Consider the following 21,791-nt stretch of genomic DNA (forward strand, 5'->3'; position numbering starts at 1 on the left):
GCCATCCTTCGGCCGTGACCTCCATCGACGACCGGCCGCGCGCCGTCGCCCCTGCCCGAGACGCCGACGGACCGGCCACCGATCTGACCACCAGTCCGGGGACCGACGAGCCCGACCTGCGCTGGGTGGGCCGGGTCTGGCTGGTCGTGGTGGCCTTCGCGGCGGTCACGGCCTGGCGCTCGTGGGAGGTCGGGATCCCGGTCCGGGACCCCGGCGGCGAGATCCTCCGGACCCGCGTCGCGATCACGCTCGCGCTGCTGGTGGCGCTCGCCGCAGTCGACGCCGTACGTCGCACGCCGCGCGGACTCCGCACGCCGGCGGCCGTGTGGGCGACCCTCCGGGAGCGCTGGACGCCGACCCGGACCGGGCTGGTGCTGGCCGGGTTGGCGGCCTACCACGCGGTCTACTTCTGCTACCACAACCTCAAGAGCTGGGACGTCCTCAACACCGAGCGCGACGCGCTGCTGACCCGCGTCGACGAGACGCTGTTCCTGGGCCACTCGCCGGCCGTGCTGCTGCACGACGTGCTCGGCCAGCACCTCGCGGCGTACGTCCTGATCGCGATCTACGAGTCCTTCCCGACCCTGGTGTCGGTGGCGTTCGTGGCGGCCCTGGCGCTGACCGACCGGGTGCGGGACGGCTGGTTCTTCATCGCCTCGATGGTCTGGGTCTGGATCCTGGGGGTCGGCACCTACTACCTGGTCCCCTCGCTCGGGCCCTTCCACCAGTCGCCGGAGGACTTCGCGGGCCTGCCGCACACGATCGTGACCGACACCCAGGCCCGCTACCTGGCACAGCGTGACCAGCTGCTCGCGCACCCGGGCTGGCACGACTCCTTCGCCCAGGTCTCGGCGTTCGCGAGCCTGCACGTCGGGGTGACGACGGTGATCCTGCTGATGGTCCGGCACTACGGGATGCGCCGCGCGACCCGCGCGATGACGCTCTTCCTCGCCGGCACCCTGGTCGCCACGGTCTACCTCGGCTGGCACTTCGCCGTCGACGACGTCGCCGGGCTGGCGATCGCGGCGCTGGCGGTCTGGCTGGGCCGGCGGACGGTGTACCCGTGCCGAGCGGGCGCCGATGGTGCAGGCTGCGCACATGCACTTCGTCGGCGTGGACCTCGCTTGGGGGGAGAAGAAGCCCACCGGGCTGGCGGTCCTCGACGCTGACGGTGCCCTCGTGCACGTCCAGGCGGCGGGCAACGACGACGAGATCGTCGAGGCCCTGGGCTCCTGGGTCGACGGGCCGTGCCTGGTCGCGATCGACGCGCCCCTGGTCGTCACCAACCCGACCGGGTCGCGGCCGGCCGAGCGCGCGCTGAGCAAGGACTTCCGCCGCTTCGAGGCGGGCACGCACCCCTCCAACACCGGCAAGCCGGAGTTTGCCCACGGCTCCCGCGGCGGCCGGCTGGTCGCCCGGCTCGGCCTCGACATGGACCCGCGGTCGGGCCGCGACCGGCGCGCGATCGAGGTCTACCCGCACCCCGCGACCGTCGTGCTGTTCGGGCTGCCCCGGACGCTGAAGTACAAGGACAAGCCCGGCCGCTCCTTCGACCAGCTGCAGTCCGAGCTGCTCGTGCTGATGGGCTTCGTCGAGGGCGTCGTACGCACCAACGGCGCGTGGTCGGCGCTGCGCCGGGCCGTGGAGACCGCGACGAAGAAGGCCGAGCTGCGGGTCGTCGAGGACCAGGTCGACGCCGTCGTGTGCGCCTACGTCGCGCTCTTCGCGCATCGCTGGCCCGAGCGCACCACGACCTACGGCAACCCCGAGGCCTACCTGACCGAGGGCTACATCGTGACCCCCTCGCTGCGCACCGAGGACCTCGCGCGGCAGGAGGTCGTCCAGACCGCCATCAGCGAGTACGCCGCGCGCCACGCCGAGCTGCGCGAGGCCGGCGCCGCATTCGTCGAGCTCGTCGAGTCGGTCCTCGACGAGGCCGGCATCAACTACCTGAGCGTCACCGGCCGGGCCAAGAGCGTGTCCTCGTTCGCGGCCAAGGCGGCCCGCACCGTCGAGGGCGTCCCGGTCTTCGTCGACCCGCTGCGCGACATCACCGACACGATCGGCATCCGCGTCATCACCTACGTGCACAGCGACGTCGCCGCGGTCGCCGACCTGCTCGGCGACCAGGTCGTGATCCACGACGACCGCGACATGGGGCAGGAGACCGCGAGCCAGGGCCGCTTCGGCTACGCCTCGCGGCACCTGCTGATCGGGCTCGACGCGACGCGGGAGGGGGAGCCGGCGTACGCCGCCCTCGCCGGGCTCCGCGCGCAGGTGCAGATCCGGACGGTGTTGCAGCACGCGTGGGCGGAGTTCGAGCACGACATCCGCTACAAGGGCACCATCCCCGACGAGCACGTGCCGGACTTCGACCGACGGTTCACCCTCGCGGCCGGGCTGCTGGAGCTGGCCGACCGCGAGTTCTCCACGATCCGGGACCGGCTGACCACCCAGGTGGCGGCGAGCGAGCCGAGCGCGCCGGAGGACGACGACCCGCGCATCGACCCGCGCGAGCTGGCGGCCTTCCTGGCCGGGCAGTACGCCGATGCCGGCTGGTCGCGCACCGACCACTACACCTGGATCTCCGGGCTGCTGCTCGAGCTCGGGGTCACCTCGCTGGTCGAGCTGGCCGACGTGCTGCGGACCGTCGAGGCGCTCGACCTCACCGCGCGGATGGACTACCGCTACCCGCCGGGCGCCGTGCGCCGGCTCGACGACGCGCTCCTCGCGGCGTTCCGCGAGCGCTACGTGGGGCTGCACGGTAACGCCCACCGCGCTGCTGCGTTGACCGGTCGGCTGGAGAAGCTGGCCCTGGACCGACCCACCTCCTGAGGAGTGCGCGTGACCGAGACCAAGACCGACCCGCTGACCGCCCGAGCGGCCCAGGCCGCGATCTCCGTCGGCCGCGCGGTGCAGAGCCGGATCTACCGCGAGGGCGTCTTCGGTCGCCGGCCCGTCGTCCCGGTCGAGCCGGCCGCGCTCGAGGCCGAGGCGGAGCGCCGGATGAGCCCCGAGGCGTGGGCCTACGTCGCCGGCGGCGCCGGGCAGCAGCGCACGGTGCGGGCCAACCTGCAGGCCTTCGACAAGCACCGGATCGTGCCGCGGATGCTGGTCGACGTGGAGGACCGCGACCTGTCGGTCGAGCTGTTCGGCCGCCGGATCCCCGCGCCCGTCCTGTTCGCGCCGATCGGCGTGCTCGAGATGGCCCACCCCGAGGCCGAGCGCGCGGTCGCCGCGGCGGCCCGGTCGCTGGGGCTGCCGATGGTGATCTCGACGCAGGGCTCGATCCCGATGGAGGAGACCGCGGAGGCGCTCGGCGACTCCCCGCGCTGGTACCAGCTCTACTGGAGCCGGGACGACTCCGTCGTCGACTCCTTCGTGCGGCGGGCCGAGGCGATCGGCAGCGAGGCCATCGTCGTCACCCTCGACACCCACGTGCTCGGCTGGCGGACGCACGACCTCGACCTCGGCTACCTCCCCTTCGCGCGGGCCGAGGGCATCGCGCAGTACACCAGCGACCCGGCGTTCCGCGCGCTCGCCGAGGCCCGCGCGGCGACCCCGTCGTCCGAGCCCACGCCGCGGCCGACGCTGTCCGCGGTCAGGGCGCTGTTCTCGATGGCCCGGCACTACCCCGGTGGGTTCGTCGACAACCTGCGCTCGCCGGTGCCGCGGGCGGCGGTCGAGACGTTCCTCGACGTGTTCTCGCGGTCCTCGCTGACCTGGGACAACCTCGACTACCTGCGCTCGCGCACCTCCCTGCCGATCCTGCTCAAGGGCATCCAGGACCCGCGCGACGCCGCGCTCGCGATCGAGCACGGCATGGACGGGATCGTGGTCTCCAACCACGGTGGCCGCCAGGTCGACGGCGCGATCGGCTCGCTCGACGCCCTGCCGCGGATCGTGGAGGAGGTCGGCGACCGGATCCCGGTGCTGTTCGACTCCGGCGTGCGCAGCGGCGCCGACGCCTTCAAGGCGCTGGCGCTCGGCGCCTCGGCGGTCCTGGTCGGACGGCCGTGGGTCTACGGCCTCGCGCTCGGTGGCGCCGCCGGCGCCCAGGCCGTCATGGAGCACGTGCTCGCCGAGCTCGACCTGACGATGGCGCTGACCGGGGTCTCCACGGTCGACGAGATCACCCGGGACCTCCTGGCCTGACTCAGGGGCAGGACGAGCCGCTGGCGTCGCGGACGTAGAGGGTGCGGTCGGCGGGGACGAGCGCGGTGCGCTGCCACAGCGAGAGTCCGACCTCGGGCCAGTGCGCGACCGACAGGAGCCCGCCGGCGTCGTCACCACCGCAGGCGCCGTCGCGGAAGCCGATCTCGAGGGCGACCTTCACGGTCCGCCCGTCGGGCAGGACCCGGTCGACGGGGAGCTCGGCGTCGAGCCCGTCGGGGTTGGTGTCGGCCTTCGTCAGGGCGACGGCGGTGCCCCCCGCCATGCTCCCGAGACCCGGCGCGACGACGCTGTCGACGAGCACGTCGCGCCCCGAGCGGTTGGTGACCGCCAGGGTGATGCGGCAGCTCATGGCCGGTCGGGCGCCGATCATCCAGCCGTCCCGGTAGGGCTTGACGGTCGCCCCCGTGCAGGCCGGCGCCCCGGCCCAGTGCGCCTCGACCTGGTCGAGCTCGTGGCGCGCGCCGACCACCCAGACCGTCATCGCCAGCGAGGCGGCGACGAGCAGCGCGAGCACGGCGTACGACGCCCGGGACCTGTCCACGGCCGGATCATGACAGCCGTGGTCACCGATCTGTGGGATGGGCTCGGCGCCGACCGCGGCATAGCCTCGAGGGCATGACCCCTGCCGAGCTCCTGCTGGATGCCTTCGGGCGGATCGCCGAGGGCGGGTGCGCCGTCGTGGAGGGCCTCGAGCCCGACGAGCTGACTCACCGGGTCGGGCCCGACGCCAACTCGATCGCCTGGCTCGTCTGGCACCTCGCCCGGATCCAGGACGACCACGTGGCCGAGGTCGCCGGGACCGAGCAGGTGTGGACCGAGCAGGGCTTCAACGCGCGCTTCCACTTCCCCTTCGACACCGGTGACACCGGCTACGGCCACAGCCGCGAGAAGGCGGGCCGGGTGCGGGCGTCCGCGGGCCTGCTCGCCGCCTATCTGACCGCCGTCCACGAGCAGTCCGTGGCGTTCCTCAAGACCGTGACCGAGGCGGACCTCGACCGGGTCGTCGACGAGCGCTGGGACCCGCCGGTCACGCTCGGCGTCCGGCTGGTCAGCGTCACGGGCGACGGGCTGCAGCACCTCGGTCAGGCGAAGTTCGTGCGCGGCCTGCTGGCCCGCTGACGAGGCGGCAACCGGCCGGGTGGTCCGGCGCGCCCGTCCCCGGGGCATGCTGGCCCCATGGGAACCCCGACGTCGAGCACCCAGCGGTACGCCGCGCTCGCCCGCCTGCTCGTCCGCCACGGCCGCTCCGACCTGCTCGCCGGGGCGGGGCTCGACGAGTTCTCGATCGACGACGACATGCCGGCGGGCGACGTCGACGAGGCCGAGGCGTTCGCCCGCGACCTCGAGAACCTCGGGCCCACCTACGTGAAGCTCGGGCAGCTGCTGTCCACGCGCTTCGACCTGCTGCCCACGGCGTACACGACCGCGCTCGCGCGGCTCCAGGACGCGGCCGAGCCGTTCCCCTTCGCGCAGGTGCAGGAGATCGTCGAGGGCGAGCTGGGCGGCCAGATCCGGCACCTCTTCGCCGACTTCGACCCCGAGCCGATGGCCGTCGCCTCGCTCGGGCAGGTCCACCGGGCCACCCTCCCGAGCGGGCGCCGCGTCGTGGTGAAGGTGCAGCGTCCCGACGCGCGCGACCAGGCGCGCGAGGACATGGAGGTGCTCGCGAAGCTGGCCGGGCTCGCGGACCGCCACACGGGGGCCGGCCGTCGCTACGGCTTCGGCGACCTGCTCACGCAGTTCCGGCGCTCGCTGGCGGGCGAGCTGGACTACCGGCGCGAGGCCCGCAACCTGGCGAAGTTCCGGGAGCTGTGCGCCGGCTACGACCTGCTGGTCGTCCCCGAGCCGGTCCCGGACCACTCCAGCTCGCGGGTGCTGACGATGGAGCGGCTCGACGGCCGCAAGGTCACCGACGTCGGTCCGCTCGGCCTGCTCGAGGTCGAGGCGCGGCCGATGGTCGACCAGCTCTTCGCCTGCTACCTCAAGCTGATGCTCCAGGACGGCGTCCTGCACGCCGACCCGCACCCGGGCAACGTCCTCCTCACCGACGACGGGCGGCTCGGCCTGCTCGACCTCGGCATGGTCACCACGGTCCCCGGGCGGCTCCAGGACCGCCTGGTCCGGCTGCTCCTGGCGATCGGGGACGGCGACGGCGACGAGGCCGCCGCCGTGCTGGCCGGGATGGGCCACCCCCTGGACGACTACGACGCTGCCGCCTTCCGGGACGAGGTCGCCCACCTGGTGACCGAGGCGGCCGTCGCCGGGTCCGACGTGCAGGCGGGCACCGTGCTGATGGAGCTGAGCCGCACCTCCGGACAGCACGGGCTCCGGCCGCCGGCCGAGATGTCCATGGTCGGCAAGGCGCTGCTCAACCTGGACCGGGTCACGCTGCACCTCGACCCCGACTTCGACCCCGCCCAGGCCATCCGCAGCAACGTCGGCGACCTGCTCGCCAGCGGGCTCAAGGTGAGCCCGGCCGGGGTGATGGCGGCTGCGATCGAGGCCAAGGAGTTCACCTCCCTGCTGCCCAAGCGCGCCAACCGGATCCTCGACGCCCTCGCCGAGGGCGAGTTCTCCGTGCGCGTGCAGGCGATGGACGAGGAGCGGCTCCACCGGGTGCTGCAACGGGTCGCCAACCGGGTCACCCTGGGCATCATCATCGCGGCGACCGTCCTGGGCGCCGCCCTGATGATGCGGGTGCCCACCGACCACCGGATCTGGGGCTACCCGGCGCTGGCGATGGGGTTCTTCATGTTCGCCGTGCTCGCCGGCGCCGCGCTGGCCGGCTGGATCGTGCTGACCGACCGGAAGGTCGCCCGGCAGGACCGGACCGGCACCTGATCACCCCCCCGATCACCAGGGGCTGGGCTTGAAGTCCTTCACGAAGCAGCCGTAGAGGTCCTGCCCCGCCTCGCCCATCACGATCGGGTCGTAGACGCGGGCCGCGCCGTCGACCAGGTCGAGCGGCGCGTGCCAGCCCTCGGCCGCGATCCGCAGCTTCTCCTGGTGCGGGCGCTCGTCGGTGATCCAGCCGGTGTCGACGGCCGTCATCAGGATCCCGTCGGTCTCGAACATCTCGCCCGCGCTGGTGCGGGTCAGCATGTTGAGCGCGGCCTTGGCCATGTTGGTGTGCGGGTGGCCGGGGCCCTTGTAGGACCGGGAGAACTGCCCCTCCATCGCGGACACGTTGACCACGTAGGTCCGCCGCGCCCCGGCGGCGCGGGCGGCCCGCATCGCCGGCCGCAGCCGCGAGATCAGGATGAACGGCGCCGTCGCGTTGCAGAGCTGGACCTCGAGCAGCTCGAGCGGGTCGACCTCCTCGACCTTCTGGGTCCAGGAGTTCTCGGTCTGCAGGTCGGGCAGCAGGCCGCCGGCGTCGACGGCGGTCCCGGCGAGGTGGGCCTCGAGGCTGGCGTTGCCGGCGGTCAGGGCCAGCGCGGTCATCGAGGCCGCGGTCTGCGCCGCGATCGCCTCCTCGACCGACTCGCCCTCGTGGTGGGCCACGGCGTGCTGGCGCAGGGTGCCGGCGATCGCGGCCGGGTGGGCCTCGCTGATCCGGTCGAAGGTGACCATCTCCGGCAGCCCTAACAGTTCGCTGTGGTCGGGCAGCGGCGCCGACTCCATCTCGACCAGCTGGCTGTAGGAGCCCGGGGAGCGCCGCACGGTCTGGGCGGCGTTGTTGATCAGGATGTCGAGCGGACCCGCGGCGGCGACCTCGTCGGCGAGCGACACGACCTGGGTGGGGTCGCGCAGGTCGATGCCGACGATCTTGAGCCGGTGCAGCCAGTCGGCGCTGTCCTCGAGGGCGGCGAACCGGCGTACGGCGTCCTTGGGGAAGCGCGTCGTGATGGTCGTGTGGGCGCCGTCGCGGAGCAGCCGCAGCGCGATGTACATGCCGATCTTGGCCCGGCCGCCGGTCAGCAGCGCCCGCTTGCCACTGAGGTCGGTGCGCTGGTCGCGCTTGGTGTGGGAGAAGGCCGCGCAGGTGGGGCAGAGGTAGTGGTAGAACGCGTCGACCAGCGTGTAGTCGTTCTTGCAGATGTAGCAGCCGCGCGGGTTGATCAGCTCGCCCGCGAAGGCGCCCTTCACCGACGAGACCAGCGGGATGCCCTGGGTCTCGTCGTCGATCCGCATCGGCGAGCCCGTCGCGGTGCGCTCGGTGACGGCCCGGTCTGCCGCCAGCTCGGCGGCGCGCTTGCGGGTGCGGCGCTCGCGCTTGAGCGCCTTGTACATGTGCGAGGCCGCGTGCTTGACCGTCCGGATGTCCGGGTGGTCCTCGGGCAGGTGGTGCAGCTGCTGCAGCACCCGCACCGTGGTCGCGAGGTCCTCGGGGTCGACGCCCGCCTCGGCGGCCAGAGCCGGGTCGAGGGCGGCGTCGAGGGCGGCGTCGAGATCGTCGGTGCTGCTCGGATTCACCGGTCGATGGTAGGCGTGGGAGGTCGCTCAGACCGCTTCGGCGGCGGGCCGGGTGATCCGGTAGCGCACGAAGGACGGTACGGCGATCGCCGCGACGACCGTCCCGACCACGACGAGCACGCCGCCGCCGGCGGCTGCCGCGGCCGTGCCGACCGCCGCGGCCGTGGCCCCGTGGGCGACGTCCGCGATCCGCGGCCCGCCGGCGACCACGACGATGAAGACGCCCTGCAGCCGGCCGCGGACCGAGTCGGCGGCCGCGCTCTGCAGCATGCTCGTGCGGAACGCCGCCGAGGCCATGTCGGCCGCCCCGCCGAGCACCAGCATCGCGACCGCGGCGACGAGCATCGGGGTGCGCCAGTGGCCGGCGAGCCCGACGGCGACGCCGAAGCCGACCATCGCCAGCCCCCAGACGAGGATGCAGACGATCACCGCGCGGCCCTGCCGGTCGACCCGGGAGACCCAGCCGGAGAAGACGCCGCCGACGACGGCGCCCGCGGGGATCGCGGCGAACAGCAGCGCGAACGCCAGGCCGCCGCCCGACGGGCCGCCGAAGCCCTCGTGGGCGATCTGCGGGAACAGCGCGCGCGGCATGCCGAAGACCATCGCGATCAGGTCGACCACGAAGGACATCAGCAGCACCGGGTGGCCACGCAGGTAGGCCAGCCCCTCGACGACCGACCGCAGCCCGGGCGTGGTCGTCGGTGCGCCCTCGACGGCGAGTCGGGGGAGCCGGACCACGGCGGAGAGGGTGGCGAAGAGGGTGAGCGTGTCCAGCAGGTAGAGCCAGGAGAAGCCGAGCACCGGGATCAACGTGCCGGCGACGAGCGGACCCGCGATCGCGCCCGCCTGCATGATCGTCATGTTCAGCGAGTTGGCGGCCGGCAGTTGTTCGAGCGGCAGGAGCTTGGGCAGCACCGCGCTCCGGGTGGGCTGGTTGACCGCGAAGAACGCCTGCTGCACCGAGAAGAGCCCGAGCAGCAGCCACACGTGGCCGCCGCCGAGCGCTGCCTGCAGCCAGAACAGCGCGCTGGTGCCGATCAGGCCCGCGGTCGTGCAGATCAGCATGGTGCGCCGGTCGAAGACGTCGGCCAGCGCCCCGCCCCACAGCCCGAAGACCACGAGCGGGACCAGGCCGAAGAGCCCGGTGAGGCCGACGTACGCCGAGGAGTGGGTCTCGGCGTAGATCTGCGCCGGGACCGCGACGACCGTCAGCTGGGCGCCGATCACCGTGATGATGTTGGCCGTCCACAGGCGCCGGAAGTGCGGGTTCTGCAGCGGCCGCGTGTCCGCCACCAGGTCCTTGATGCCGTCCCGGAACCTCGCCACGGTCCAGAACCTACGTCCGAACCCGGCCTGCGCCCCAACCGCGTCCAGCGTGACGGCCCCGTGCCGCCCGGAGGCCGGTGTGTCACAACCGGCTAACGAACCGCTCGACGCAATTGCGTTGACGTGCAGCACTACGGTGTCCTGTGCACCGGACCAGGGGGGTCCGAGCGGGAGGGTGAAGTGACCACGCTGGACAGCGGGCGGGACGTCCGTTACGACATCGGCGAGCTCGGTCGGCCGGGGGGCATCGGCATTCGTTGCCAGGGGGTCGTGCACCTCTACCGGACCTTCGAGGGGCACGACGTGGTCGCCCTCCAGGGCGTCGACCTGACCATCGAGCCCGGCGAGCGCGTCGCGTTCCTCGGCCCCAGCGGCTCGGGCAAGTCGACCCTCCTCACGCTGCTCGGCGGCATCCAGAAGCCCAGCGCCGGCCGAATCTTCCTCGGCAACGAGGAGATCTCGCGGATGGGGGAGCGCTACCTCGCCCGGATCCGCTCCCGCCGCGTCAGCACCATGCTCCAGGGCTCGACCCGCAACCTGCTCCCCTACGCGACCGCCCGCCAGAACATCGCCTTCGCCCGCCTCGCCATGACCTCGGCGGAGCGCAAGGACGCCGTGGCGGACATCGACCTGCTCCGCGTCGTGGGGCTCGACCAGCAGATCGACCAGGTCGTCTCGACCATGTCCGGCGGCCAGCGCCAGCGGCTCGCCCTCGCGTGCGCCGTCTCGACCGGCCCGCAGCTGCTGCTCGCCGACGAGCCGACCAGCCAGCTCAGCCACGACGACCGCGACCACGTCATCGAGCTGATCCACAACCTCGGCGACGACCTGGGCACCACCATCGTGGTCGTCACCCACCAGCCCGAGGTCGCCGCGACCTTCCCGCGGACCGTGACCATGAAGGGCGGCCGGGTCGGCGCCGAGGGCCGCGACGGCGCCGAGTACGTCGTCATCGGCGCCGAGGGCGTCGTCCACCTCCCGACCCACCTCGCCGAGCAGTGGCCGCAGGGCACGCTGGTCCGGATCGAGCCCGAGGACGTCGACCGGCTCGTCGTCTCCCGGCCCTCGGACACGCCCGAGGCACCGGCTGGCCACGCTGCCGACCACGCCGCCGACCACGCCGCCAGCACGACCGAGGAGCTGGCATGAGCCTGAAGCTCGACCACGTCACCTACGTCGTGTCCCGCACCCTCCTCGACGACGTCGACCTGGAGTTCAGGGCCGGCGAGCTGACCGCGCTGTCGGGGCCCAGCGGCTCCGGCAAGACCACCCTGCTCTCCATCGCCGGCGGCCTCGTCGAGGCCACGTCGGGCACGGCGTCGTACGCCGGGGCGTCGATGTGGCAGGGCACCGGCGACCCGCGCCCGGAGGTCTCCTTCGTGCTGCAGGTCTACGGCCTGGTCCCGATCCTGTCCGCCCGCGAGAACGTCTCGGTCGCCCTGCGCGCCCGCGGCGTGAAGCCGGCCGACGCCGACGAGCGCGCCGAGGCCGCGCTCGCCCGCTTCCACATCGCCGACCTCGGAGACCGCCAGGTCGAGGAGCTGTCCGGTGGGCAGATGCAGCGCGTCGCGCTGGCCCGCGGCCTGTGCGTCGACGCCCAGGTGCTGCTCGCCGACGAGCCGACCAGCGAGCTCGACGAGGGCAACCGGGGCCTGGTGCTGGCCGAGCTCCGCAAGGAGGCCGACCGGGGTGCCGTCGTGGTCGTGGCCACCCACGACCCGGCCGTGGTCGACGCCTGTGACCGGCACTACGTGCTCGACGAGGGCAAGCTGGTCGACCACATCGAGCCGATCGACCTGCACCACTTCGACCACCCGGAGCGCCGGATCATCGAGGAGGCGGCGCCGCCGCACTTCGACGAGGAGCCCGCGCCCGAGCCGGTGACCGAGCCGGCCGAGCCCACGGGTGAGCCGGTCCTGGTCGAGACGCCCGCCGACGCAGACGCCGCCTTCCGCCGTCCCTCCACCGACTCGTGATCCGCACCTTCCGGGGCGCCTGGTCCCGGAGGGGGACGCTGCTGCCGCTCCTCCTCCTGACCATGGTCGTCGTGACCGGTGCCGTCACCACGATCGGCTTCGCCCAGCACGCCAACACCTCGGCGGCCCTCGCCGTCCCGCTGTTCGTGCTCGGAGCCTTCGCCGTGCCCGCCACGGGTCGCGAGCTCGCCGCCGCCCGGCGCGGTGAGATCGCGATCGCCCGGCTGCGCGGCCTCCAGGGCGGCGAGCTCACCACCCTGCTCGCCGTCGAGCCGCTGCTCGTGCTGCTCGCCGGCGGCGCGGCCGGCCTCGTGCTCGGCAGCGCCGGGTCGTGGCTGGCGACCGCCGTCTGGACCGACGGGCCCGGCGGGCTGCCCGGCCTCACCGCCGTCCTCGCCGGCCTCGGCATCGTCGCGGTCGGCCTGGTCGCCACGATGCTCGGCATGCTCAGCGCGCTGCGCGAGCCGCTCAACCTGCAGGTCTCGATCGCCTCGCGGCCGCACCCGGCCGGCACCGGCGCGATCTTCGCCGACGTCCTCATCGTCGTGGGCGCCGTCGTCGCGGTCTACCGCAGCGGCGTGGCCGACCCCGGCCACCCCGACGTGCTGGTCCTGGCCGGTCCGGCGCTCGTCGGCCTGGCGATCGGCCAGCTGATCGTCTGGCTGGTCCGGATCAGCGCCCGGCTCGCCGTCGGGCGCACCGCCAACGGCGGCCTGACCGGCTTCCTCGGCGTACGCCGCCTGGCGCGCGTCGCCGACGCCGCCACCCCGATCCGGGCGCTGGTCGCGGCCGCCGTGGTCGCCGCCCTCGCCCTCACCGGCGCCACCGAGGTCAACGGCTGGACCGACGACACCGCCCGGCTGCGCAGCGGCGCACCCCTCCGGGTCGACGTCGACGAGGACGCCGTCGGCGCCCTGGCCCTGACCCGTGACCTGGACCCGGACGGCCGCTACCTGCTGGCCGCGGTGCTGGTGCCGGGTGAGGGGAGCGCGGCGGCCAGGCGGGCGTTCCTCGACACCAGCCGCTACGCCGCGGTCCTCGGCGACTTCTACGCCGGCACCCCGGCCGCGGCGATCGCGGACCAGGTGGACGGCCTGGGCGGCGCGGACTCCTCGGTCGCCTCCGGCGACACCGTGACCGCGACGGTGCAGGGCGTGAGCGCCCGGACCAGCGGCGTGATGCGCCCGCGCGTCGTCGTGGCCTACCTCGACGAGCACGGCACCGACCAGCGTGCCGAGATCGGCGTGGACCTGCCGCTGACGGGCGCCGCCCAGACCGGCAGCGCGGCGCTGACCGGCTGCGACGGCGGCTGCGTCATCACCTCGGTCACGCTCGCCCGGACCCGCGGCGACCGCACGCTGCCGTGGGTGCTGACCGCGCTCGACTTCGGCGGCACCGACGCGATGACCACGACGTGGAAGCCCGCCTTCCCGGGCCGCTTCGGCCAGCCCGGCGGTCCGGTCGTGGTCGACGAGGGCCTGCTCGCGCCGGCCAGCGACCGGCCGCTGGTGGCCGAGCCGCTCTCGAGCGGCCCGAAGATGCCGGTGCTCGCCACGCCCAGCGTCACCTTCGACGGCCGCCCCCAGCTCGACTCCACCGGTGGCGACGAGCGCCCGGCCCAGGTGCTCGCCACGCTGCCCGCGCTCCCGCTCGTCGAGGCCGACGGCCTGCTCGCCGACCTGCCGCGCGCCGCGGCCGGTGCGCCGCCGACCGTCCCGGCCGCGCAGGTGATGGTGCTGGCCCGGGCCGACACCCCGGCTGCGCTGCTCGCGCAGCTGACCGACGCGGCCGGACACGACCCGCGCACCCTCAACCAGGTCGATGCCGCGGTCGCCGACGAGACCGGCGCGACCCAGGCCCGGGTCTACTCCCTGATGGCCGTCTTCTGCCTCGTGGCCGCCCTGCTGGTGCTGGCCGCCGCGGTCGGTCGCCAGCGGGCGGCCTGGGCGCGCGAGGTCGCGGCCCTGCGGGTCGTCGGCGTCGACCTGGCCACGCTGCGTGGCTCGGGCCGCCTCGAGATCCTCTGGCTCGCCACCGCCGCGGTGCTCGCGACGGTCGGCGGCGCGCTGCTCGCCGTACGCCTCCTGCTCGCGCACCTCTCCCTCGTCGACGTCCCCGCCCACTCGGTGCCGCTCGTCACCGGCGTGGCCGCCTGGCCGCTCGTCGTGGCCGCCGTCGTGGTCGCGGGCGTCGTGCTCGTCGTCAACGGCCGCGGTCGGGCGCTGCACCCCGACCGGACCCGTCCGGCCATCCTGCGTGAGGAGGGCTCGGCATGAGGACCATGCTGGCCACCGTCGTCCGCGGTCTCCGGGCCCGCGGCCTGCTCTCGGCCGGGTCGGTGCTGCTCACCGCGCTGGCGATCGGGTCCGCCGTGCTCGGTCCGATCTTCCAGGTCGCGGTCACCAGCTCCTACCTCGTCACCCGCCTCGACGAGGCGCCCAACCAGCTCACCGGGCTGACCTGGACGTTCGACCCCAGCCCCGGCACCACGCGGACGACGTACGACGCCGTGCGGCACGCCGTGGACGCCACCGACGGCGGCCCCGGCCCCTACGCGGCGCCGCAGACCTCGCTGGAGTCCGTGCGCGCGTCGGCCCTGGGCGGCATCGCGATGCTCCTCGCCACGCCCGACGGCGGTGCCTGCGCCCACCTCGAGGTCACCGGCGCCTGCCCGCAGCAGCCGGGCGAGGTGCTGATGCTGGCCGGCGACCTGCGCGACACCGGCCACGCGGTCGGCGACACCATCACGATGGGCGACCCCCTGGGCGACGTCGTCGTGGTCGGCAGCTACCGGGTGCCGCCGACCGCCGAGGACTACTGGTTCGACCTCGGCCGCTTCGCCAGCACCCCGCGCCGCACCGACGAGCGCACGGGCGTCGTCACGCCCTACACGCCGGCGCCGTTCGTCACGGTGCCCGCGTCCTTCGGGGAGCTGCCGGTGTCGGCCTGGAGCGTGCGGGTCGACCGGCGCCTGGTCGCCCCGGCGGACCTGACGATCGCCGACATCGACGACGCCCAGGCGGCCGCCGACGCCCTGCCGACCCAGCGGCCCACCGAGGTCGAGGGCGGTCGGTTGAGCAGCACCTCCATCAACGACATCCGCGCGATCGCCGCCGAGGTCCGCGCCCAGCAGCGCACGGCCAAGGCCTCGATCGCCCCGGCCGTGCTGTCCCTCGTGCTCGTCGCGCTCGCCCTGCTGCTGCGGCTGCTGATGGCCGCAGCCGACCTGCGGCTGCCCGAGCTCGCGCTCGCGTCCCTGCGCGGCCTGTCCCGCCGGCAGATGTGGGCGCTCGGCCTGTCCGAGCCGCTCACCCTCCTGCTGCTCTCCGTCCCGACCGGTGCGGTGGTCGGCGTCGGCCTCGCGCTGGGACTGGTCCGCTGGTGGCTGGTCCCGGGCCTGCCGCTGCCGCTCCCGTGGACGGCCATCCTGGCCGGCGGCGCCGTCGCGCTCGCCGCGATCGGCGTGGCCGTGCTGGCGGTGGGGCTCGTCCTGCGGGTCTCGCTGTCCGAGCAGCTCACGGGCGTACGTCGCCCCCGCGAGACCTCCCGCACCGGCCTCATCGTGCAGCTGGTGCTGGTGGCCGGGGCGATCGCCGTGCTCGTGAGCAAGCTGTCGGGCGGCAAGCCCGGCGACCCCGACGTGACCGACCTGGTCCTGCCGGTGCTGCTCGCGGTGGTCGCCGGTGTGGCCGCGACCCGGATCACCGCCGGAGGAGCCACCTGGTGGACCCGGGCCCGTCGCCGGACCCGCTCGCTGGCCAGCTTCGTCGCCGCCCGGGCGATCAGCCGCCGCCAGGAGGGCACGCTGGTGATCCTCCCGGTGACCGCGGCGATCGCGATCTGCGTCTTCGGTGCCGGCGTCTACGGATCGGCCGCCCAGTGGCGGGCCAGCGTCGCCGCGACCGCGGCTCCCGCGCCGGTGGTGTGGACCTCGCCGCTGCCGATGAACCGCACCGTCGCCCTGACCCACACCCTGGACCCCGACGGCCGCTACCTGATGGCGGTCAGCCGGCTCAACACGCTCGGCCCGACCTACACCGTCGCGGACACCTCGCGCCTGGCACGTGTCTCGTCCTGGCAGGAGCAGTGGACCCCCGGCGTCTCGGTCGAGCAGGTGGCCGCCGCGCTCGCCCTCAAGGCTGACGTGCCGCGGGTGACCGGTCGCAGGATCGGGATCACGGTCGACCAGCAGCTCCAGAGCGACAGCGACGTCTACGTCCGGCTGCGGCTGGGCGTCGAGGGCGACCGCGCGCACTACGTCTTCCTCGGCCCGTTCGGGGCCGGCACCTCCAGCAGGGCCGGCGCCGCGCCGTACTGCTCGAAGGGCTGCGACCTCGAGGGCATGACCATCGGCGGCCCGGCCGCGCTGACCGCGCAGATGAAGGGCACGCTGACCATCAGCGGCATCGAGGCCGACGGCACGCCCGTCGCGGGCGGCATCGACGGGGCGGGCTGGGTGCGTGCGCCCGACTCGTCGGCCGCCGAGGCCGTCACCGACATCCGCAGCTCCGGCAACAGCCTCGAGGTCGACATCGACTCCGGCGGCGACCGGGTCATCGCCCAGCTCGCCTCCGGCGCGCTGCCCACCGCGCTCCCGGTCGTCAAGGGCGTGGACGCCCCGACCTCGGCGCAGGCCGGCTCGTTCGGCAGCACCAGCTCGACGGAGTTCGCCGTCGACCCGGTGCTCACCGCGCAGAGCGTGCCGTTCCTCGGCCCCAACGGGCTCCTGATCGACTACAAGATGCTCACCACCGACCGGACGATCTACGAGCAGAAGTCCACCGTCTACGTGCTCGCCCGCAGCGATGCGCCGAAGGCCATCACCCAGGGCCTGCAGGACCGGGGCGCCTCGATCTCCACGACGTTCGCCGAGGTGCAGCACACCCTCGACCAGGGTGCCTACGCGCTGGCGCTGCGGCTCTACGCCGTGGTCGCGGTGCTCGTGCTGCTGATGGCCCTGGCCGGCCTCTTCGTCAGCACCGCCGTCCAGCTGCCCGCGCGGCGCCGGGACGCGGCGGCGCTGCGCGTCGTCGGCGTGCCCCGTGGCTCGGTGATGTCCGCGGTGATCCGCGAGTTCGCGGTCGTGCTCGGCGGCACCGCCGTCGCGGGCCTCGCCGCCGGCACCCTGGCGCAGTACGTCGTCCTCCGCACCGTGACGCTCGGCTACGTCGAGAACCTCTCGACACCGGCCCTCGTCGCCGCCGTCGACGTGCCGCGGCTGCTGCTGCTCACCGCCGCCACCGCGCTGGTGTTCGGGACGGTGGCGCTGGCCAGCGCCGGGCTGACCGTGCGGGGTGCGCGCGGCGCGACGCTGCGGGAGAACGCCCGCTGACCGGCCTCCGGCTAGCGTGACGACATGCAGCTGCAGCGCACCGTCCGCACGACGGCCAGCCCCGACGTCGTCTTCGACTACCTCAGTGACTTCACGACCACCACCGAGTGGGACCCCGGCACCGTCTCGACGGTGCTGCTCTCCGGCGACGGCGGCGTCGGCACGACCTACCGCAACGTGTCCTCGTTCCTGGGCCGGGAGTCCGAGCTGACCTACACCGTCGTCGAGCGGATCGCGCCGACCCGCTTCGCCCTGCGCGGCGAGAACAAGACCGTCGTCGCCCACGACACGATGGAGGTCCACCCCGAAGGAGCCGGGACGCGGGTGACCTACACGGCCGACTTCACGTTCAAGGGCGTCGCGAAGTACCTCGCCCCCCTGCTCCGCCCGGCGCTGACCAGGCTCGGCGACCACGCCGAGGAGGGGCTCGCGGCCGCGCTCGGCAAGCTCGCGTGAGGGCCCGCCCCTGGCCGCAACCCGACCCGGTCGGGCCGGGCCAGGAGTCGGTCTGGGACTACCCCCGCCCGCCGCGCCTGGAGACCACCACGGCCCTGCTGGAGGTCTGGCTCGGGGGCGCCGTCGTGGCCAGCACGCGGGACGGGTGGCGGGTGCTCGAGACCAGTCACCCGCCGACGTACTACCTGCCGCACGAGGCGTTCGCTCCCGGCGTGCTGCGTCCCGCCGAGGGGTCGTCGTACTGCGAGTGGAAGGGCCGCGCCGCCCACTACGACCTGCTGTCCGACGGGGTCGTGGCTCCGCGGGCCGCCTGGACCTACCCGCAGCCGACACCGGGGTTCGAGCCGATCGCGCACGCGCTGGCGGTGATGCCTGCGCTCGTCGAGCGGTGCACCGTCGACGGCGAGACGGTCGTCCCGCAGGCGGGCGGCTTCTACGGCGGCTGGGTGACCAGCCGGGTCGTCGGGCCGTTCAAGGGCGAGCCCGGCTCGATGGGCTGGTAGCGCTCAGCCCTTGCCGAGCAGGCGCTTGGCGCCCTTCGGCCACCACTCGCCGGACGGCGGGCCGCCGTGGCAGGTGTCGTCGCTGGACTGGCCGTCGGACTCGCCGGGGTGCTTGACCCACACGTAGCCGTCGAGCGGGCCGTAGGCCGCGTCATGGGTGAACAGCAGCCGCGGCTTGCGGCCGATCCGCGCCCAGGTCGGGTTGCAGACGTCGCCGTCGACGATGTCGGCCCGCGGGGCGCCGTTGCGGGCGGTCTCGGTGACGTAGCGCTTGCCGGTGATGCCGAGCTTCTTCAGCTCGCCGACCACGGCCTTGGCGTAGGCGATCTCGTCGGGGCTCTTGCGGTAGTTGCCGACGTTGGTGCTGAAGCCACGGGCCAGCGCGATGCCCGAGGCCTTGAGCAGCCGGGCGATGTCCTCGGGCGTGCGCCACCCGGAGTGGCCGGCGTCGATGTAGACCCACGCGCCCGCGTCGGTGAACGTCCGGGTCGCGAAGCGCAGCAGCCCGGACCGCTCGGCGATCTTGTCGGCGTCGCACTCGGGGTTGCCCATGAACGGCACGGCGTCCGGCTCGAGCACGACCATCGCGTGCTGGTCCTTCATCCCGGCCGCCGCCTGCTTGACCCAGGCCTTGTACGACGGCGCGTCGGGCAGCCCGCCGGCGGAGTAGAGGCCGCAGTCGCGGCCCGGGATGGCGTAGATCGACATCACGGGCGTCTTGTCGGCGTCGTTCGCGTCCTTGGTGTAGGCCGCCACGGCCGCCTTGACCTGGTCGGTGGCGTAGTAGTCGGTGATCCACAGCGCCTGCGCGGTGCGGCCGATCGGCGCGAAGACGTCGTTGTGCGCGGCGGCCCGGGCCGCGGGCATGTCCGGGTCGACGAACAGCCCGCGGGTGAGCCGGGGGTCCTTGGCCAGCGCAGCCGGGGCGTGGGCAGGGGACCGGTCGGTGCCGGCCCCCACCGCGCTGACGGCAGGCAGGGACGCCACCAGGGTCAGCACGACGCCGGCGCCGAGGGTCCGGGCGCGAGGGAGCACGGTCCTCAGGGTAGGTCGGGGGTCCCGCCCGCGTGGCCGAATCGGGTCACGCGGGGATCGGCTGGTCGTCCTCGCGCGGACCGAAGATGCAGAGGCCGTCGAGCCGCTCGTCGCCCAGCGGCGTGCCCCAGGCGCGCATCTGCGTCCGGGAGCGTCGCGAGAAGAACCCCCGGTAGAGCTCGTAGGCCGGCACGTCGATGGTGTCGTACTCCTCGCCGAGCATCCGCGGTGCGATCGCCTCGAGGACGGGGGACCACAGGGGGTCGGGCAGCCGGCCGAGGTCCAGTGCCTCGTGGAGGTCGGCGTGGTGGACGCTGATGTCCCAGACGAGGGCGGGCCGCGGGTTGTCGACCGTCGTGGCAGCCACGGCGCCGGCGTTGGCCTGCATCTCCGCGACCAGGTCCGCGAGCGGGACCGCCTGCCGCTCGCCGACGTGGCGCGCGGTCCACTCCGGCCCGGGTGCCCCCTCCATCCGGCCCGACACCGCATCGGCCGGTCCGCCCGCGAGGTGCGCGTAGACGTCGCGCACCGTCCAGGCGGGCGTCGCCGGCACGGTGCGGCCGAGCCGCTCCTCGTCGAGGTCGGCGGCCAGTGCGGCGACCGCACGGACGTTGTCGCGGTAGAGCTGTCCCCAGTCCGTCATGCGACCGACCCTAGGCCCGGCCCGGGGCCGCGCGCGAGGGTCAGGCCGTGAGCGTGCGCGTGAAGACGTACGACGCGGTCCGCACCTCGAAGCCCGCCCGGCGGTAGAGGGCGGGGGCGTCGTGCGGGTTGTCGCCGTCGACCATCAGGGTCAGCGTCGTCAGCCCCTCGCCGGCCGCGACGTGGTGGGCGTGCCGGAGCAGGACGCTGGCCAGCCCGCGTCGCCGGTGGGACCGGGAGGTGGCGAGCTCGAGGACGTGCAGGCCGCCGTGCTCGGCGTTGCGCCGGCTCAGGATCATCGCGGAGGCGGGGACGCCGTCCACCTCGGCGAGGACCCACAGGTCCGGGTCGTGCCCGGGCAGCGACTCGTGGAAGGCCATCCAGTCGGCGTACCCCATCTGCTCGTAGCCCCACTCGCCGGCGAACGCGTCGTCCAGCACCCGGTGCACCAGCGCGGGATCGGCTCCCGCGGTGACGATCACGCCCTCGTGCTCGCGCAACCCGTCCGGGACGGCGGCGACCGGTGCGACCATCTCCCAGAGCGTGCGTTCGTGGACGAAGCCGGCCGCCCGCAGCCGGCGCTCCGCGGCCAGGTCGCCCCGCGCCATCATCGACTGGACCACGACCTGGCCCTCGCCGGCCGCCTCGTCGCGGACCCAGCCGAGCAGGGCGTCGTACCCCGCCCCGGCGAGCAGGTCCCCGACGCGCCCGGGCAGGTCGGGATGCGTGCGGACCCGGGCGAAGAACATCGTCGCGCCCGAGTCCCGCAGGGCGTAGCACCACTGCACCAGCCGGCCCGTCCGGTCCCGCACGACCAGCTGGTCGGACCGCGTGGTCGCGGGGAGCTGGAGGTAGGACCGGATGTCCTCCGTGGTGGCGGGGCAGAAGCCGAACGTCGCCGTCAGCTCGGCCTCGACCAGCGCGAAGGCCTCGTCGACCCCGACGTCCGCGGCCGGGCCGACGGAGAACTCGCTGGCCAGGCTGGCGTCCAGCTGGAGGGGGACCATCGTTCGAGTCTGCGGCTCCCGCCGCACGCGGGCCATGGTCCATCGTGGGGGCGCCCGATGGCCCGTTCAGGCGTCGGTGAAGAGGCAGAACGGGTGGCCTGCCGGGTCCAGCATCACGCGTACGTCGTCCTGCGGCTGGTGCCCCGCCTGCGTCGCACCGAGCGACTCGGCGTGGGCCACCCCGGCCTCGAGGTCGGCCACGCCGATGTCGAGGTGGGCCTGCATCTGCTGGTCGCCGGGGCCGGCGGGCCAGGTGGGCGGGACGTGGCCGTCCTCGCGCTGGAAGGCGAGACCGATCATCCCTCCCGGCGGCTTCAGGACCACCCACTCCGGCTCCTCCTCGCGCAGCTCCCAGCCCAGCAGCTCGCGGTAGAAGCGGCCCAGCGCACAGGGGTCCGGGGCGCCGAGGACGGTGTTGGACAGCCGGAACGTCAAGGCGGTCATGCGCCGACCCTAGAAAGTCGAGGCAGTTTCGGAAAGGGTTGTCGTATCGACCACTCCCTGATCGTTGCGGGGGTGAGGGACCGCGCGGGCGGTCCCACCCACAGGAGGAAATCCCATGTCCCAGTACCTGCTCTCGGTCCACCACACCCCGAACGACCCGATGTTCGACCTGACGCCCGAGCAGATCCAGCCGATCTTCGAGGCCGTCGACGCGTTCAACGAGAAGCTCCGCGCCGAAGGGGCGTGGGTCTTCGCCGGCGGCCTGCACCCGATCGAGTCGGCCACCACCGTCGACTACACCGGCGACCAGCCGGTCATCACCGACGGGCCCTTCAGCGAGTCCAAGGAGTGGCTCGGCGGCTTCTGGGTGATCGAGGCCGCCGACCTCGACGCCGCCCTGGCCTGGGCGACGGCGGGCTCGAAGGCCTGCGCCGGCAAGGTCGAGGTCCGTCCCTTCCAGGACGAGCCGGAGGCCTGA

The 21,791-nt window shown here is 73.9% G+C and carries 19 protein-coding genes; 12 read left to right on the forward strand and 7 right to left on the reverse strand.

The genetic code is table 11. The features are described from left to right. Positions 1 to 14: 14 nt before the first annotated feature. Genes EJF31_RS11285 through EJF31_RS11295 form a run of 3 tightly spaced genes read left to right on the forward strand, consistent with a single transcriptional unit; the run spans position 15 to position 4,155 of the window. Positions 15 to 1,169, forward strand: coding sequence for a phosphatase PAP2 family protein (locus EJF31_RS11285; RefSeq protein ID WP_260430779.1), 1,155 nt, complete (start codon positions 15 to 17; stop codon positions 1,167 to 1,169). Next, positions 1,099 to 2,835, forward strand: a complete 1,737-nt coding sequence (locus EJF31_RS11290) for a DUF429 domain-containing protein (protein ID WP_125037129.1) — start codon at positions 1,099 to 1,101, stop codon at positions 2,833 to 2,835. Before EJF31_RS11285 ends, EJF31_RS11290 begins: the two co-directional genes overlap by 71 nt. Positions 2,836 to 2,844: 9 nt before the next feature. Next, positions 2,845 to 4,155: an alpha-hydroxy-acid oxidizing protein gene (locus EJF31_RS11295; protein WP_260430780.1), complete on the forward strand. Its 1,311-nt coding sequence runs from the start codon at positions 2,845 to 2,847 to the stop codon at positions 4,153 to 4,155. A gap of 1 nt (position 4,156) precedes the next feature. Here EJF31_RS11295 and EJF31_RS11300 read toward each other — a convergent pair whose 3' ends face one another. Continuing rightward, positions 4,157 to 4,717: a hypothetical protein gene (locus EJF31_RS11300; RefSeq protein ID WP_125037130.1), complete on the reverse strand. Its 561-nt coding sequence runs from the start codon at positions 4,715 to 4,717 to the stop codon at positions 4,157 to 4,159. Positions 4,718 to 4,791: 74 nt separating this feature from the next. Here EJF31_RS11300 and EJF31_RS11305 point away from each other — a divergent pair, with 74 nt between their 5' ends. Both EJF31_RS11305 and EJF31_RS11310 read left to right on the forward strand, forming a co-directional pair. After that, positions 4,792 to 5,295, forward strand: a complete 504-nt coding sequence (locus EJF31_RS11305; protein WP_125037131.1) for a DUF664 domain-containing protein — start codon at positions 4,792 to 4,794, stop codon at positions 5,293 to 5,295. Positions 5,296 to 5,352: 57 nt separating this feature from the next. After that, the gene (locus EJF31_RS11310; protein WP_125037132.1) at positions 5,353 to 7,017 is read left to right on the forward strand and encodes an AarF/ABC1/UbiB kinase family protein; all 1,665 of its coding nucleotides are present in this window, start codon (positions 5,353 to 5,355) and stop codon (positions 7,015 to 7,017) included. 12 nt (positions 7,018 to 7,029) lie between these two features. Here the strand turns inward: EJF31_RS11310 and EJF31_RS11315 are convergent, their stop codons facing one another. Both EJF31_RS11315 and EJF31_RS11320 read right to left on the reverse strand, forming a co-directional pair. Beyond that, positions 7,030 to 8,592, reverse strand: a complete 1,563-nt coding sequence (locus EJF31_RS11315; protein ID WP_125037133.1) for an SDR family NAD(P)-dependent oxidoreductase — start codon at positions 8,590 to 8,592, stop codon at positions 7,030 to 7,032. A 27-nt stretch (positions 8,593 to 8,619) separates the two neighbouring features. Beyond that, entirely contained in the window at positions 8,620 to 9,918 is a 1,299-nt protein-coding gene (locus tag EJF31_RS11320; protein ID WP_260430781.1) for an MFS transporter, read from the reverse strand. Between the two features lie 180 nt (positions 9,919 to 10,098). Here EJF31_RS11320 and EJF31_RS11325 point away from each other — a divergent pair, with 180 nt between their 5' ends. From EJF31_RS11325 to EJF31_RS11350, 6 genes are read left to right on the forward strand one after another with little or no spacing between them, the layout of a single operon-like run. Then, positions 10,099 to 11,067, forward strand: a complete 969-nt coding sequence (locus EJF31_RS11325) for an ABC transporter ATP-binding protein (RefSeq protein WP_260430782.1) — start codon at positions 10,099 to 10,101, stop codon at positions 11,065 to 11,067. Further along, positions 11,064 to 11,894 carry an ABC transporter ATP-binding protein gene (locus EJF31_RS11330; RefSeq protein ID WP_125037134.1) on the forward strand — a complete coding sequence of 277 codons (831 nt, stop codon included), beginning with the start codon at positions 11,064 to 11,066 and terminating at the stop codon, positions 11,892 to 11,894. The genes EJF31_RS11325 and EJF31_RS11330 overlap by 4 nt, the downstream gene beginning before the upstream one ends. After that, the gene (locus EJF31_RS11335) at positions 11,891 to 14,170 is read left to right on the forward strand and encodes an FtsX-like permease family protein (protein ID WP_125037135.1); all 2,280 of its coding nucleotides are present in this window, start codon (positions 11,891 to 11,893) and stop codon (positions 14,168 to 14,170) included. Before EJF31_RS11330 ends, EJF31_RS11335 begins: the two co-directional genes overlap by 4 nt. Next, on the forward strand, positions 14,167 to 17,226 hold the full coding sequence (locus tag EJF31_RS11340; RefSeq protein WP_125037136.1) for an FtsX-like permease family protein: 3,060 nt from the start codon (positions 14,167 to 14,169) through the stop codon (positions 17,224 to 17,226). The genes EJF31_RS11335 and EJF31_RS11340 overlap by 4 nt, the downstream gene beginning before the upstream one ends. 24 nt (positions 17,227 to 17,250) lie before the next feature. Next, positions 17,251 to 17,682: an SRPBCC family protein gene (locus tag EJF31_RS11345; RefSeq protein ID WP_125037137.1), complete on the forward strand. Its 432-nt coding sequence runs from the start codon at positions 17,251 to 17,253 to the stop codon at positions 17,680 to 17,682. Next, positions 17,679 to 18,185, forward strand: a complete 507-nt coding sequence (locus EJF31_RS11350; protein ID WP_125037138.1) for a DUF427 domain-containing protein — start codon at positions 17,679 to 17,681, stop codon at positions 18,183 to 18,185. The genes EJF31_RS11345 and EJF31_RS11350 overlap by 4 nt, the downstream gene beginning before the upstream one ends. A gap of 3 nt (positions 18,186 to 18,188) precedes the next feature. Here the strand turns inward: EJF31_RS11350 and EJF31_RS11355 are convergent, their stop codons facing one another. The 4 genes from EJF31_RS11355 to EJF31_RS11365 form a co-directional block, all read right to left on the reverse strand. Then, positions 18,189 to 19,220 (reverse strand): glycoside hydrolase family 6 protein, encoded by a 1,032-nt coding sequence (locus tag EJF31_RS11355; protein WP_185736212.1) that lies wholly within the window; start codon positions 19,218 to 19,220, stop codon positions 18,189 to 18,191. A 46-nt stretch (positions 19,221 to 19,266) separates the two neighbouring features. Beyond that, entirely contained in the window at positions 19,267 to 19,863 is a 597-nt protein-coding gene (locus EJF31_RS21845; RefSeq protein WP_185736213.1) for a maleylpyruvate isomerase N-terminal domain-containing protein, read from the reverse strand. Between the two features lie 40 nt (positions 19,864 to 19,903). After that, on the reverse strand, positions 19,904 to 20,869 hold the full coding sequence (locus EJF31_RS11360; protein ID WP_125037140.1) for a GNAT family N-acetyltransferase: 966 nt from the start codon (positions 20,867 to 20,869) through the stop codon (positions 19,904 to 19,906). A gap of 66 nt (positions 20,870 to 20,935) precedes the next feature. Then, positions 20,936 to 21,313 carry a VOC family protein gene (locus EJF31_RS11365; protein WP_125037141.1) on the reverse strand — a complete coding sequence of 126 codons (378 nt, stop codon included), beginning with the start codon at positions 21,311 to 21,313 and terminating at the stop codon, positions 20,936 to 20,938. Between the two features lie 115 nt (positions 21,314 to 21,428). Between EJF31_RS11365 and EJF31_RS11370 the strand changes: the two genes are divergently transcribed. Then, positions 21,429 to 21,791, forward strand: coding sequence for a YciI family protein (locus tag EJF31_RS11370; protein ID WP_125037142.1), 363 nt, complete (start codon positions 21,429 to 21,431; stop codon positions 21,789 to 21,791).

Source organism: Nocardioides sp. LS1, from assembly GCF_003865225.1.
In the GTDB taxonomy this organism is placed as follows: Bacteria; Actinomycetota; Actinomycetes; order Propionibacteriales; family Nocardioidaceae; genus Nocardioides; species Nocardioides ginsengisegetis.

Coding starts and splice junctions, on each gene's coding strand:
- EJF31_RS11290 (WP_125037129.1), top strand. CDS start 1,099: ATGCACTTCGTCGGCGTGGACCTCGCTTGGGGGGAGAAGAAGCCCACC.
- EJF31_RS11305 (WP_125037131.1), top strand. CDS start 4,792: ATGACCCCTGCCGAGCTCCTGCTGGATGCCTTCGGGCGGATCGCCGAG.
- EJF31_RS11310 (WP_125037132.1), top strand. CDS start 5,353: ATGGGAACCCCGACGTCGAGCACCCAGCGGTACGCCGCGCTCGCCCGC.
- EJF31_RS11330 (WP_125037134.1), top strand. CDS start 11,064: ATGAGCCTGAAGCTCGACCACGTCACCTACGTCGTGTCCCGCACCCTC.
- EJF31_RS11340 (WP_125037136.1), top strand. CDS start 14,167: ATGAGGACCATGCTGGCCACCGTCGTCCGCGGTCTCCGGGCCCGCGGC.
- EJF31_RS11345 (WP_125037137.1), top strand. CDS start 17,251: ATGCAGCTGCAGCGCACCGTCCGCACGACGGCCAGCCCCGACGTCGTC.
- EJF31_RS21845 (WP_185736213.1), bottom strand. CDS start 19,863: ATGACGGACTGGGGACAGCTCTACCGCGACAACGTCCGTGCGGTCGCC.
- EJF31_RS11360 (WP_125037140.1), bottom strand. CDS start 20,869: ATGGTCCCCCTCCAGCTGGACGCCAGCCTGGCCAGCGAGTTCTCCGTC.
- EJF31_RS11365 (WP_125037141.1), bottom strand. CDS start 21,313: ATGACCGCCTTGACGTTCCGGCTGTCCAACACCGTCCTCGGCGCCCCG.
- EJF31_RS11370 (WP_125037142.1), top strand. CDS start 21,429: ATGTCCCAGTACCTGCTCTCGGTCCACCACACCCCGAACGACCCGATG.